The sequence below is a fragment of the Microbispora sp. KK1-11 genome (assembly GCF_006874435.1).
Classification (GTDB): domain Bacteria; phylum Actinomycetota; class Actinomycetes; order Streptosporangiales; family Streptosporangiaceae; genus Microbispora; species Microbispora catharanthi.
In genome coordinates this window covers 20,989-33,711 of sequence record NZ_VIRJ01000014.1, presented here as the reverse complement: position 1 = coordinate 33,711, position 12,723 = coordinate 20,989, and the positions used below count along the sequence as shown (strand labels likewise).

Below are 12,723 nucleotides of genomic sequence, written 5' to 3'. Positions count from 1 at the left end.
GTGCTCGGTGAAGTTCCCGTCAATGGCAGAAGCGGACGGCCGCACCCTCGGCGACGAGGAGGTGGACGCCCTCGCACGGGTGATCCGCTCGGGCATGCTCAACTCCGTCTGGGGGACCGAGGCGCGGGCACTGGAGGCCGGGATCGCCGAGCTCTACGGCTCTCGCCACGCGATCTCGTGCAGTTCCGGCACCGCGGCCCTCCATCTGTCGGTCGTGGCGGCCGCGCCGGATCCCGGGGACGAGATCATCACGACGCCGATCACGGACTTCGGGACCGTGGCCCCCATATTGGCGCAGAACGCCGTTCCTGTCTTTGCCGACGTCGACCCCCGCGACGGCAATCTCGACCCCGACTCGGTGGCCGCGCTGATCGGGCCCCGGACCAGGGCCATCATGGCGGTGCACCTGTTCGGTGCGCCCGCGAGGATCGGCGAGCTGCGCGCGCTCGCCGACGAGCACGGTCTGAGGCTCATCGAGGACTGCGCCCAGGCGTGGCTGACCGAGCTCCCGGACGGCCGCCTGGCCGGCACAGCCGGCGACGTCGGCACCCTCAGCCTCCAGCAGTGGAAGCACATCACCTGCGGCGACGGCGGCATCGCGATCACCGACGACGACGAGCTGGCCAGGCGGATGCGGCTGTTCGCCGACAAGGGATGGGACCGCGCGGCCGGCCGCTCGCACGCCGCGTTCGGGCTGAACTACCGCATGACCGAGCTGCAGGCCGCGGTCGCGCGGGCGCAGCTCGCCAAGCTGCCCGGCGTCGTCGCCGCGCGCCGCCGCACCGCGGGCGAGCTGCTGGCCGCCCTGCGCGGGCTGCCCGGCCTCGTCCTGCCGCGCCCGGAAGGGCACGCCTGGTGGCTGTTCCCGGTCGTGTGCCCGGACGGCGACGCCCCCGAGCGCGCCGCGCACCTGGCCGCCGCCGGGATCCCGGCCAGGGCCGGATACCTCGCCGAGCCGCTGAACCGCGCGCCGGTGTGGCGGGGCCCGGTCTACGGGACCTCGCGCTACCCGCTGGGCGACGTGTACGTCCCCGCAGCCTGCCCGCGGGCCGAGCGTATGGTGGCCGAGACCTTGCTCGTCATCGACTGGAACGAGCACTACACGGACGCCCACGTCGAGCTGATCGCCGAGAGCATGGCGAAGTTCCGGCCGTGACCGCAGCCCGGCTCTCGTCACGTTCATGTATCAGGCATTGACCCCACCGGAGGCCGTCACTAGGTTTCGGTCAGGACCGGTATTAAGCGAAAGGAAGCGCCGATGAAGAAGGCAGCAGCAGTCGGCGTCGCGGCCGCACTGAGCCTCGCGGCCGCCGGATGCGGTTCCAGCGGCGGCTCGGACAAGAGCACCGTGACCCTCTGGATGTATCCCGTGATCTCCGATCAGGCCAAGAACCAGGCGTTCTGGGGCAAGGTCGAGAAGGATTTCGAGGCGAAGAACGCGGGGATCGACGTCAAGGTCGATCTGCAGCCCTGGGAGGGACGGCAGGAGAAGGTCACCACCGCGCTGGTCTCCAAGAAGGGCTTCGACCTCGTCGTGCTCGGCCCCGACCAGATCCCCCAGTACGCCCAGCAGGGCACGATCGAGCCGGTCGACGACGTCATCGCCCCCGCCAAGGGCTCCTATCTGCCCAACTCCCTCAGCGCCCTGACCGTCGGCGGCAAGCTCTACGGCGTGCCGATCTACCAGACGATCACCGCGCCCATCTACAACAAGAAGCTGTTCGCCGAGGCGGGTGTCACCAAGGTGCCTGAGACGCTGGCCGAGCTGAAGGAGGCCGCGCCGAAGCTCGCCGCCAAGAAGGTGGCCGTGCTCGACTACCCGGGCAAGCCCGAGGTCAGCCTCAACCAGAGCTTCTACCCGATCCTGTGGGCCAACGGCGGCAGCGTCTTCAGCGCCGACGGCAAGAGCGTGGCCTTCAACGGCCCCGAGGGCGTGGAGAGCCTGCAGTTCCTGCTCGACCTCAAGGCGGCCGGTGGGCTCCCCGAGAACGCGGCGAGCAAGGGCAACGACATCGAAGGCGGCGCGCTGGCCGGCGGCAAGACCGCGATGTACCACGCGGCGACCGCGCTGCAGGCCGTCCAGTTCGGCACGGCCATCGGCGCCGAGAACGTCGGCATCGGCCTGCCGCTGGAGGGAAGGAAGCGGGTCTCGTTCGGCATCCCGGGCGGGCTGGTGCTCGCCAAGCACTCCGAGAGCAAGGACGCGGCCAGGAAGCTCGCCGCGTACCTGGCCTCGCCGGAGGTCGCCGCCGAGCTGGCCGCGGAGTCGGGCTTCTTCCCCGCGCGCACCGACGTGACCGTGCCGGGGCAGAGCGAGGCGTCCAAGGAGTTCGCCAAGTCCCTCCAGTACGCCTTCCCCGGCGACACCCATCCGAAGGCCCGCCAGGTGATGGGCATCCTCGCCCCCCACATCCAGGCTGCGCTGCTGGGCAAGGAGGACGCCAAGACCGCGCTCGACGCGGCGGCGAAGGAGGCCGACCAGCTGCTCGGCAGCGGCGGCTGAGCAAGAAAGGACTCGCCTCGTGCGCCATCGCCTGCGTGACCCGGTCACCGGCCTGCTGTTCGTGCTGCCCGCGCTCGTGCTGTTCCTGATCTTCCGGATCTTCCCGTCGCTGGGAGCGGCGGGGATGAGCCTGACGAACTGGAACATCGGTGGCGAGTGGCACTTCATCGGCGCGGACAACTACGCCCGCCTGCTCGACGACGTGAACTTCTGGCTGAGTCTGCGGGTCACGCTCGTGTACGTGGCGGTCTACGTGCCGCTCACCCTGCTCGTCGCGCTCGGCACCGCGCTGCTGCTCAACCAGGTCGTCTTCCTGCGCGGCCTGTTCCGCGGCATGCTCTTCCTGCCGTACGTGACGAGCTTCGTGCTGGCGGGCGTCATCTGGCGCTGGATCTACGAGTTCGATGGCCTGATCAACGGCCTGCTGGCCAAGGCCGGCCTCGGGCCGGTCGCGTTCCTGGAGCAGTCGGGCGTGGTGCTGCCCGCTCTGGCCGTGGTGTCGGTGTGGAAGGGGTTCGGCTACTCCATGCTGATCCTGCTCGCCGGGCTCAAGGCGATCCCGTCCTCGTATACGGAGGCGGCCAGGGTCGACGGCGCGAGCGCCTGGCAGCGCTTCCGCAGGATCACGCTGCCGCTGCTCAAGCCCACGATCTTCTTTGTGGTCGTGATCGAGACGATCTCGGCGTTCCAGACCTTCGACACCGTGTACGTGATGACCGGCGGCGGCCCGGCGCGGGCCACGTACACGCTCATCTACGGCATCTACGACTACGGCTTCCGGTCGTTCGACTTCGGGTACGCCGCCACGCTGGGCATGGTGCTGTTCGCGATCGTGCTGATCGTCTCGCTGGTCCAGCGCCGGTTCCTGGATCGGGGGAACACGTGACGATCACTGCGTCGAGGCCGGTCACGACCGGCGCCGACACGGCCCGCGCCGCCCGTCGCCGCCGGTGGCGGGGCAGGTGGCCGCTCGTGGCGCTGCTCGCGGTGCTGTCGGCGCTGACCGTCAGCCCGTTCGTGGCCATGTTCGTGGTGGCGCTGTCACCGGCAGGCCGCCCGACCGTGCCGAAGCAGTGGCCCGAGTCGCTGACGCTGGACAACATCACCCGTGTGCTGTCGTCCAGCGGCATCGCCGGCTGGACGGTCAACTCCCTGGTCTACGCGCTGGTCTCGGTCGTGATCATCCTGCTCACGTCCTCCATGGCCGGGTACGCCTTCGCCAAGAAGCGCTTCCCTGGCCGCGAGGCCATGTTCTGGACGTTCCTCGCCACCATGATGGTGCCGTTCCAGGCCACGCTCATCCCGACGTTCGTGCTGGTCAACAGCCTGGACGGGGTGGACACGTTCTGGGGGCTGATCGTGCCCACGCTGGCCAACTCCCAGGCCGTCTTCCTGATGCGCCAGTTCATCAGGGAGCTGCCCGACGAGCTGTTCGACGCGGCCAAGGTGGACGGCGCCTCCGAGTGGCGCGTCTACTGGACGATCGTGCTTCCCCTGACCAAGCCCGTCCTGGCCACGCTCGGCGTGTTCGTGTTCCTGTGGCACTGGAACGACTTCCTGTGGCCGCTCGTCATCGGCCAGAGCGACGCCACCCGCACGCTCACCGTGGGGCTGACCACGCTGCGCACCGAGGAGACGCAGCTGTCGCTGCTCATGGCCTCGGCGGCGGTCTCCGTGGTGCCGTGCCTGCTGGTGTTCTTCCTCCTGCAGCGCTACCTGGTGAACAGCATCGTGATGACCGGCCTCAAATAGGCTCTGCCGGGTGGACGAATCTGCGCAGAACCTCCGGGACCGGCTCCGTGGCACGTTGATCGCCGCCGCCGCCACGCCCATGACCGAGTCGGGCGAGGTCGACTTCGACGTCGTCGCGCGTTACCTGGCCGGGCTGGTGTCCGGCGGCGCGGGCGCGCTCGCGGTGCTGGCGCACACCGGGCGGGGGCCGTACCTGGACGCCGCGACGCGCGCGGAGGTGATCGGCCGGGCGGTCGCGCTCGGCGTGCCGGTGATCGCGGGCGTCGGCGGCGGCGCCGAGGACGCGGCCGCGCAGGCGCGGGCGGCGGCCGAGCTGGGCGCCGACGGCGTGCTGGTGTTCCCCTCCGCGGGCGACCGGGTGGCGCTCCACGAGGAGGTGTGGCGGGCCGCCCGCCTGCCCATGATCGCCTTCGACCTCTACACGCTGCCCTGCCCGCCCGGCACGATGCGCGCGCTGCTGGGGCACCCCGGCGTGGCCGGGCTGAAGACGGCGCTGCTGTCGGACGCGATGGGCTGCCAGCGCGCGATCGCCCTCACAAAGGAGGCAGGCCGGCTCGCGATCACGGGCGAGGACCGCATGTTCGGGCCGTCGCTGTTGTGGGGCGCCGAGGCGGCCCTGGTCGGCATCGCGGCGGCGAGCGTCGAGGTGACCGCCGCCGTCATGGACGCCTTCAGAGGGCCGAACCTGCGGGCGTTCGAGGAGGCGTCGGCGCGGCTCGACCGGCTGGCCTCGGTCACCTTCACCGAGCCCATGGAGGGCTACGTGCAGCGCATGCTCTGGCTGGCCGCCGCCGAGGGCCGCATCCCGGCCGCCCACGCCCACGACCCGTACGGGCCGCCGCTGGCCGAGGATGCGGCGCTTTTCCACCCTGCGGCGGGCGGTGTCAGCGGTCCGTGACGTCCAGGCCGAACAGGTCGGCGGCGTTGCGCCACGCGACGCGCTCGGCGGTCTCCCGGTCCAGCCGGGCCGCCGCGACCGCGCCGTACGCCGAGGACGGGTCGATGAGCGTCGCGTCCGTGCCGAACAGCAGCTGCCCGGGATCCACGGCCGCGGCCACCTCCGCGATGCGACCGGCCGGGGCGTGGGACCAGCAGGGTTCCAGGTAGAGGCGGTCGCAGGCGTTGGCGGCCTCGATCGCGTACCGGAAGCCGTCGGCGCCCATGTGGCCCGCGATCACCCGCAGCCCCGGCGTGTCCAGGCACGCCTGGGCCAGGTCGAGCACCGATGCGCCCCACGTGTGGACGAGCGCCGGAACCCCCGCCTCGGCCACCTCGGCCAGCGCGTCGCGTAGCGCGGCGGAGCCGGTGGGCGAGCCGGTGTAGTCGGTGTGGATCTTCACGCCGACGAACCGCCCGCCCGGCAGGTACGCCCGCAGGTCGGCCCGCCCCTCACGCAGCCGGCGCGGATTGACGGTCACGTAGCCGAGCAGACGCTCCTGAGTCTCCAGGTACGCCGCCAGCGCCCGGTTGCCCGCGGGGGCGTCGTAGATCACGGCCTCGGTGGCCGAGACGATCGCGCGGTCGATGCCGTACCTGTCCATGGTGGCGAGGTTGGCGGTGGCCACGTCCATGGTGAAGAACCACGGGCCCCAATGGGCGTGCACGTCGATGATCACTTCAGCAGCCTCCTCGCGTTGCCGCCCGCGACGGCGGCGATCTCGTCCGGTTCGAGCCCGCTGGTGGCCAGGCGCAGAAGGGGGACCAGCGGCTCGTGGTGCGGGGCGCGCGAGCCGTACAGCAGCCGATCGGCGCCGAGCTCGGCCGCGGCGAGCTCCAGCGCGTCTGGGGAGTTGAGCAGGCGGGTGGAGGTGTGGAAGCCGGGCTCGTCGGCGGCCGCCACCAGGAAGTCGCCCAGATGGTAGAAGTGCGTGTCGAGGAAGACGACCGTGGCGCCGATCCCGGCGAACGGCTGCCAGAACCTCCGCACGTCGCCGCCGGTCAACACGGTCAGGCCGAGCGCAGCCGCCCGCCCGGCCACGTGCCGCACGGACGGGAAACCCGCCTCCACGCCCTGCTCCTCGGGGAACAGCCGGACCGCTCTGACCCCCGCTGCCGCCAGCCGGTCGAGCTCGCGCGCCGACCCGATCGGGTCGCGCAGGTCCACCACGCCGACCGGCACGACCGCGTCGCCCGCAAGGCCGAACGTCTCCTGGTTGCCCGAACGCATGTCGAACAGCGCCGCCCGCAGGCTCGCCGCCGCTGCGGCCCTGATGCGGTGCTCGGCGAGCAGGCGCAGCACGGCGTCAGGCGTCCCGGGTGGCCCCGCCCGGTCGGGGTAGGCCCCGAACAGCACGTCCACGTCGAGCGTCACCTCAAGCCCGCCGGCCAGCCGCCACGGGTCGAACGGCATAGCGGGCCCGTCCTCAATCGTCATGCGCGCCATCATGCCATTGAGACCAAGGCATTCGTAAGGTTACGGTCCGGGCCAAAATGCTGCCAGGATGATAGTCGAGCTGGATCCTCAGTGGACGTGGGTCGCGTCGCCTCTCCTTGACCGTACCGTCGCGGGCTGGCTAGGTTTCGGCCTGTGCCGAAACCTGTGATCGATGCCCATCGGCTCATCGGGCCCGTGCCGTTCGACGACGTGCCGCCCGATCCCCTCGGCGACATGGACCGGCTGCGCATCGACCGGGCCTGCGTCACCCACACGCTCAGCCTCCACTCCGACCCGGCCGCCGGCAACGCCGCCCTCTTCGCCGCCACGGCCGCGCCGCACGCGACCACGGACGGCCCGGGAACACCCGCCGATGTGCCGGACGGGCGGCTCGTTCCGGTGCCGGTCGTGGTGCCCGGGGTGCCGGGGGCGAGCGTGCCGGACGGTCCCGGCGAGGTGCGGGCGTGGGGGGTGCGGATGGTACGCCTCTGCCCGGAACGGCACCGGTTCGACTTGACGGGGCCCAGCGCGTTGCGGTGGCTCGAAGCCATCGGGCTGCCGGTGGCGATCGATCTGGAGGAGACCTCGCCCGCGCAGCTCATCACGCTGGCCGCCCGCCTACCCGGCCTCCGTATCCTCCTCCTCAATCCCGGTTACCGCAGGTTGCGCGTGGTCGCCGAGCTCATGACCGAGGCCGCGAACGTGCGGACCGAGATCGGCACCGTCAACACCCAGGGCGGCGTCGAATGGCTGGCCGAGCGCTTCGGGTCCCGGCGGCTGGTGTTCGGCACGGGCGCGCCGGTCTCCGACGACTGCGGCCCGCGTTTCCTGCTCGACCGCCTCGCCCTGCCCCCTGAGGACGTCGACCGATCAGCCACCTGCTCGCCGTCGGCCCCGACGCCGTACGCGGCAACGAGCTGGCCATGGAGATCGCCGCGCGGTTCCCCGGCCGGTTCGGCGTGTGGCAGGTCTACAACCCGCACCACCGTACGCCGCTCGCGCGCACCGGCGTGTGGGGCGTCAAGATCCATCCTGACGTGCACGAATGCAGGCTCGACGACCCCCTGTACGATCCGGTCTGGCAGCTCGGCCTGCCCGTGCTCTCCCACGGCCAGACCGGCTCGCCGTGGAGCGACCCCGCCCAGTTCGCCGCCGTGGCGGCCCGCCATCCGGACGTGCCGCTGCTCATGGGGCACACCGGGCTCTGGCCGTACGGGTTCGGCCGGGCGGCGAGGCTCGTGGCCGACCACCCCAACGTGTTCCTCGACACGTGCGGCTCGAAGATGACGGGCCGCTGGATCGCCCGACTCGCCGAGCTGGCTGGTCCCGAACGAGTCGTGTACGGCTCCGACGCCTGCTTCCTCGACCTGCGCACCGGCTATGGCCGCGTCGCCCTGGCGCCCCTGACCCCTGCCGACCGCGCCCTCGTCCAGGGCGGCAACCTCGCCCGCCTCCTCGGGCTGCCCGACCGGGCGCCAGCGGAGGACCTGTGGCGCGGGGCGCCGCCCGCCTGACCCCCGCCCGCCCCGTCCGACCCCCGGCCGACTCCGAAGGGACAACTCGCGTGACACTCGCCATCCACGGTGGCACCCCCGTCCGCACCGAGCCGTGGCCCGCCTGGCCGCCGCCCCTCGACGACGCGCAGCGCGAGCTGGTCACGCGGGTGCTGGAGAGCGGGCTGTGGGGGGCCACGCAGGGCGGGTCCGTGGTGACGGATCTGGTCGCGGCGTTCGCCCGGCGGTCCGGCGTCCCGTACGGGGTCGCCGTCGGCAACGCCACCCTCGGCCTGTTCGCCGCCCTGCGCGGCCTGGGAGTGGGCCGCGGGGACGAGGTCATCGTGCCCGCCTACACGTTCGTGGCCTCGGCCACCGCCGTGCTGCTGGCCGGAGCCACTCCCGTGATCGCGGACGTGGACCCGCACGACCTGCACCTGTTGGCCGGGGCCGTCGAGCGGGCCGTTACCGGCGCGACGGCGGCCGTCATGCCCGTGCACCTGGCCGGCAGCCCCGCCGACATGGACCCGCTGAACGCCCTGGCCGCCCGCCACGGCCTGGCCGTCGTCGAGGACGCCGCCCAGGCGCACGGTGCCGCCTACAAGGACCGGCCGGTGGGCGGGCTGGGCGACGCCGGCGTCTACAGCTTCCAGTCCAGCAAAGCCATGACCGCGGGTGAGGGCGGCCTGATCGTCTGCCGGACCGAGGAGGCGTACCGGGAGATCTGGTCTGTCTGCAACGTGGGCCGCAGCCCCGGCGGCGCCTGGTACGGCCACTCGAAGACCGGCTGGAACCTGCGTCTGACCGAGCTCCAGGCCGCCCTCCTGCTCCCCTGGCTGGACCGGCTGGACGGCGAGATCGACGCCCGTGAGGCGTTCTGCGCCGCCTTGGAACGGGAGCTGGCCGTTGTCCCCGCCCGCCCGGTGACAGTCGTGCCCCGGCCGCCGGGCACCACCCGCGACTCCCGCCACCTGCTCATGCTGCGCGTCGATCCCGAGGTGGACCGGTCGTTCCTGCTGGCCGCGATGGAGGCCGAGGGCGTGCCGCTCGACGCGGGCTACCCGCCTCTGGGCACGATGGCCGCGCTGACGGCGGAAGGCGCCCGAGCCGAGCCGTGCCCGTCCGCCGAGGACGCCGCCCGGACCGTCGTCTGGGTTCGCCAGCCGATGCTGATGGCCGGCGCCGAGGGTGCCGCCCAGATCGCCGAAGCCCTCGCGAAGGTGCTGACCAGTCATGCCTGACACCCTCCGCGCTCTTGCGCGGTGGGGTAGTTCAACACCTCGACATACATGATCCGGTTACGTACAACGTCCAGGATCAGGTCACCCTTCTTGGGGATCAGCGGTACTGCAGTGGCACCATCGGGGCGTTGGCGTGACCAGGAAGTCTGCCTGAAATTTACAGCGGCGTCCGTCACGGACCAGCGGTTCGAGCAAGTCGCCTCCCTTTCTGTTGACGCACTCCCGCCTCCTCTTTAGCGTGAGGCCTTCGTGGGTGATCCGCGTTTATTTGTTAACGCTAACAGTGTGCACAAGTGAAAGTTCGACCCAGCAATTTAGATCTAGTGATGGGACATTTCATGGCACTGAGCATGGCGTCTGATGGTTACTCATCAGGACCACCGCGGAGCATCCGGTCGTTGCGCCAGTTGCTGATCGCCCTTGTGCTGACCGCGCTCACCGCAGTGGCAGCCCTCGTCACCGCGCCCTCGGCCAATGCCGCCACCAGCCAATTCCGAGGTATGAACTGGGCCGTGCTGGGTGACAACTTCAGCACCGGCACGCTCGTCCTGCAGGGCCTGAGCCAGTCCGACAGCAACGCGACAGTACGGGCCAAGGCCAACGCGCTCTACGACTACATGGAATACACCATGGGGGTCAACACCGTCCGGTTGCCTATCAACACCCACACTGTGGCCAACACGACCTGGTGGAACTCCTATCGCGGCGCCATCGACGCCGCCACCGACCGTGGATTCAAGGTCATCCTGGCCTATTGGGAGGACGGCGCAGCCTCGGGCGGCAGGATCACGAACCTCGCCGCATGGAACTCGATGTGGTCCACCGTGACCAACACGTACGGCTCGAACAGCAACGTCTACTTCGAGCCGATGAACGAGCCGCACGGCTACTCATCGGCGGAGTGGCGCAATGTAGCAGCGAACTGGCTCAGCACTCACACCTCGGCGGTGCCTGGCCGGGTACTCATCGGCGGTACCGGCTTCAGCCAGGACCTCCGGGACATCTGCAACGACAGCCGCTTCAACTCGACGCTGCTGTCCTTCCACTACTACGCCTTCTTCTACAGCGCGATGACCTACGACGCCTTCCGAAGCCACATTCAGACGCTTTTGGGCAACTGCGCCTCCCGTGCGATCGCGACGGAATTCGGCGCGCCGATGTCCACCGGCCTCAACTACGCCGACGCGAACAGCACCGACAACTTCGTGCGCTACCTCCGCGCCATGGCCCAGGTCATGCGTGACAACCAGATGGGCGGCACCTACTGGCCCGCCCTCGGTGGCAAGCCGACCGGAAGCCTCGGCTACGACCACTACTCGATGTACGCCCTCGGCGGCAGCGGCACCAACCTCACCTTGGCCGTCCGCAACCAATCCGGCGCCGACCGTGTCCGCTACGGCTGGGGCGACACCGTCCGCGACCCCACCCCTTCGCCGCAGCCGGAAACGTTCTACAGGATCGATGCGCGCCACAGCGGCAAGGCCATGGACGTCCAACAGGCGAACACCAACAACGGTGCGCGCGTCGACCAGTACACCTACGGCGGCAACCCATGGCAGCAGTGGCAGTTCCAGGACGCCGGCAGCGGCTACTGGCGCATTGTCAGCCGCCACAGCGGGAAGTGTCTTGATGTGGTGGGCGCTTCAACCGCCGACGGTGCCGAGCTCATCCAGTACACCTGTGGCACCGGCACCAATCAGCAGTTCCAGATGGTCGCCAACGGTAGCTACTTTCAGCTCCGGGCACGGCACAGCGGCAAATGCGTGGACGTACCGTCCGCATCAACCGCGGATGGCGTGATCCTCAAGCAGTATTCGTGCAACACCGGCGCCAACCAGCAGTGGTCGCGCACGGCCGTCTAACGGTCGTCTCGACGTAACCGCGGATCCGCGGTACATCCCTCCCCGGTGCCGATCTCGTGCTGTGCGCTCGGTGCCGGGGATCCGGATTGCGGCACTTGAATGGCCGAATTCCGCAGAGCTGTACGAGGCTTGGCGCCTTGCCTTCACACCCGGGTCCGACACGATGGCCCTCCTGGCCGGCGGAGTCAGTCGCCGGTGGCGATGACACCGGCCTTTTCGATCATCAGGACAGCGCTGCGGACCGGGACGACGGGCCGGTGCAGCATCCCCGCCGGGACGGCGAACGCCTGTCGCGGGCGGAGTTCGACGGTGTTGGTCTGTTCCAGTTCGATATGGAACAGGCCGTCGAGGACGAAGAAGAACTCATCCTGCTCATCGTGCTTGTGCCAATGGAACTCACCCTGCATGACTCCCAGCCGCACCCATATGTCCCCCACCTGGATGAGCGTCTGGTTGTACCAGGGATCGTCGGTCCGGTCGATCAACGCCTGGACGTCCATCATTTCCAGGGCGGCGAACAGCGGCTGGTAGTGGATGGCGTAGTCGGCCTGCGACATGCTCTCCTCCTTGCGGGCGGCAGCCGAGCCTAGGACGGCATCGGGCTCAGGGGGCGGTGGTGATGGGAGCGACGCGAGGGGCGGCCAGCTTCACGTAGTCGTCGGTGGCCAGGGCGATCGAGCGGTCCAAGCGGGCGGCGTTGAAGAACAGCTCCGGAACCCGCAGAAGCGCCGGATCGGCGATCACCTCGAGCTTGGGGTGGTAGCTGAACGGCAGTACGGTGCCGCTGACGCCGCCGGCCAGCTCCTCGGCCTTGGCGCGGTCGGCGAAGGCGACGTACGTGCCCTCCAGCAGGGCTTTCACCGCCTGCAGGTCCAGGCGGGCATCACCGGGCACCACGGCCAGCACGTACCGGCTCTGCTTCTTGCCGACCTTGACCATCACGACCAGGCACTTGGCGGCGTGCGCGACGTCGTGTCCGCGCAGAGCGCTGACCACCTCGGTGCGTCCCTCCGGCGGGTGGTCGATAAGGCGGTAGCGGGCTCCGGCAGCCTCCAGATCGGCGACCAACCGCTCGTAGAGCCCTCCGTCCAGGCTCTCGGGCGCGGCGACGCCGCCGTTCACCTCACCACTCACCGCTCAGCAACTCCTTCGCCTCGGAAATACGGTCTTCGTCGCGCTGGTAGAACACCCATTGCTTGATCTTCTTGCCGCGCAACAGCCCGGCGTGCGCGAGCACCTTCAGATGCTCGCCGCAGGTCGGTTGGGCCACTCCCAGCTTCTGGGCGATGAACAGGGAGCAGACGCCGTCATGCACCAGATCGCCGTCACGCTGCGGCGGGAAATGGCGTTCGGGGTCACGCAGCCACTCCAAGATCAGCAAACGCTTGTCACTGGCCAGCGCCTTCACCAGATCAACATCCAATACAAAGGGATTATGGCAATTGCCTAACTCCCTGTCTACCCATGACCGCGCCGGACTGGAGGGCTATCCGAGTTC

Annotated in this window: 13 protein-coding genes and 1 pseudogene; 9 read left to right on the top strand and 5 right to left on the bottom strand. The window is 69.9% G+C overall.

All coding sequences use genetic code 11. From position 1 onward, the window contains the following. Positions 1-22: 22 nt before the first annotated feature. From FLW16_RS20755 to FLW16_RS20735, 5 genes are all read left to right on the top strand, one after another. Positions 23-1,156 (top strand): DegT/DnrJ/EryC1/StrS aminotransferase family protein, encoded by a 1,134-nt coding sequence (locus FLW16_RS20755; RefSeq protein WP_185949525.1) that lies wholly within the window; start codon positions 23-25, stop codon positions 1,154-1,156. 102 nt (positions 1,157-1,258) lie between these two features. Further along, the gene (locus FLW16_RS20750) at positions 1,259-2,503 is read left to right on the top strand and encodes a sugar ABC transporter substrate-binding protein (protein ID WP_142561758.1); all 1,245 of its coding nucleotides are present in this window, start codon (positions 1,259-1,261) and stop codon (positions 2,501-2,503) included. A gap of 19 nt (positions 2,504-2,522) precedes the next feature. Next, positions 2,523-3,389 carry a carbohydrate ABC transporter permease gene (locus tag FLW16_RS20745; protein WP_142561757.1) on the top strand — a complete coding sequence of 289 codons (867 nt, stop codon included), beginning with the start codon at positions 2,523-2,525 and terminating at the stop codon, positions 3,387-3,389. Then, a complete protein-coding gene (locus tag FLW16_RS20740; protein ID WP_221891191.1) occupies positions 3,386-4,255 on the top strand; it encodes a carbohydrate ABC transporter permease in 870 nt (289 codons plus the stop codon). The genes FLW16_RS20745 and FLW16_RS20740 overlap by 4 nt, the downstream gene beginning before the upstream one ends. Before the next feature lie 10 nt (positions 4,256-4,265). Further along, positions 4,266-5,153, top strand: a complete 888-nt coding sequence (locus FLW16_RS20735) for a dihydrodipicolinate synthase family protein (RefSeq protein WP_260615430.1) — start codon at positions 4,266-4,268, stop codon at positions 5,151-5,153. Here the strand turns inward: FLW16_RS20735 and FLW16_RS20730 are convergent. Next, positions 5,140-5,871, bottom strand: coding sequence for an amidohydrolase family protein (locus tag FLW16_RS20730; RefSeq protein ID WP_142561756.1), 732 nt, complete (start codon positions 5,869-5,871; stop codon positions 5,140-5,142). The two genes, FLW16_RS20735 and FLW16_RS20730, sit on opposite strands and share 14 nt — an antisense overlap. Then, complete coding sequence (locus tag FLW16_RS20725) at positions 5,868-6,629, bottom strand: amidohydrolase family protein (RefSeq protein WP_260615429.1); 762 nt, start codon at positions 6,627-6,629, stop codon at positions 5,868-5,870. Before FLW16_RS20725 ends, FLW16_RS20730 begins: the two co-directional genes overlap by 4 nt. Positions 6,630-6,863: 234 nt before the next feature. Here FLW16_RS20725 and FLW16_RS46215 point away from each other — a divergent pair. The 4 genes and pseudogenes from FLW16_RS46215 to FLW16_RS20705 all read left to right on the top strand — a co-directional run. Beyond that, a pseudogene (locus tag FLW16_RS46215) lies at positions 6,864-7,433 on the top strand (amidohydrolase family protein); the annotation flags it as partial. A gap of 119 nt (positions 7,434-7,552) precedes the next feature. Then, complete coding sequence (locus FLW16_RS20715; RefSeq protein ID WP_142561753.1) at positions 7,553-8,143, top strand: amidohydrolase family protein; 591 nt, start codon at positions 7,553-7,555, stop codon at positions 8,141-8,143. 50 nt (positions 8,144-8,193) lie between these two features. Next, a complete protein-coding gene (locus FLW16_RS20710) occupies positions 8,194-9,363 on the top strand; it encodes a DegT/DnrJ/EryC1/StrS aminotransferase family protein (RefSeq protein WP_142561752.1) in 1,170 nt (389 codons plus the stop codon). 398 nt (positions 9,364-9,761) lie between these two features. After that, entirely contained in the window at positions 9,762-11,225 is a 1,464-nt protein-coding gene (locus FLW16_RS20705) for an RICIN domain-containing protein (protein ID WP_221891190.1), read from the top strand. A 185-nt stretch (positions 11,226-11,410) separates the two neighbouring features. Here the strand turns inward: FLW16_RS20705 and FLW16_RS20700 are convergent, their stop codons facing one another. The 3 genes from FLW16_RS20700 to FLW16_RS20690 are packed head-to-tail and all read right to left on the bottom strand — an operon-like array spanning position 11,411 to position 12,648. After that, positions 11,411-11,782 carry a cupin domain-containing protein gene (locus tag FLW16_RS20700; RefSeq protein WP_221891189.1) on the bottom strand — a complete coding sequence of 124 codons (372 nt, stop codon included), beginning with the start codon at positions 11,780-11,782 and terminating at the stop codon, positions 11,411-11,413. 46 nt (positions 11,783-11,828) lie between these two features. Continuing rightward, positions 11,829-12,359, bottom strand: coding sequence for a YbaK/EbsC family protein (locus FLW16_RS20695; RefSeq protein WP_142561751.1), 531 nt, complete (start codon positions 12,357-12,359; stop codon positions 11,829-11,831). Then, the gene (locus FLW16_RS20690) at positions 12,349-12,648 is read right to left on the bottom strand and encodes a helix-turn-helix transcriptional regulator (RefSeq protein WP_185949524.1); all 300 of its coding nucleotides are present in this window, start codon (positions 12,646-12,648) and stop codon (positions 12,349-12,351) included. The genes FLW16_RS20695 and FLW16_RS20690 overlap by 11 nt, the downstream gene beginning before the upstream one ends. Positions 12,649-12,723 lie beyond the last annotated feature (75 nt).

Bases quoted from the DNA above. Each gene is read 5' to 3' on its own strand.
- FLW16_RS20750 (WP_142561758.1), top strand. From the start codon at position 1,259: ATGAAGAAGGCAGCAGCAGTCGGCGTCGCGGCCGCACTGAGCCTCGCG.
- FLW16_RS20725 (WP_260615429.1), bottom strand. From the start codon at position 6,629: ATGACGATTGAGGACGGGCCCGCTATGCCGTTCGACCCGTGGCGGCTG.
- FLW16_RS20700 (WP_221891189.1), bottom strand. From the start codon at position 11,782: ATGTCGCAGGCCGACTACGCCATCCACTACCAGCCGCTGTTCGCCGCC.
- FLW16_RS20715 (WP_142561753.1), top strand. From the start codon at position 7,553: ATGGAGATCGCCGCGCGGTTCCCCGGCCGGTTCGGCGTGTGGCAGGTC.
- FLW16_RS20755 (WP_185949525.1), top strand. From the start codon at position 23: ATGGCAGAAGCGGACGGCCGCACCCTCGGCGACGAGGAGGTGGACGCC.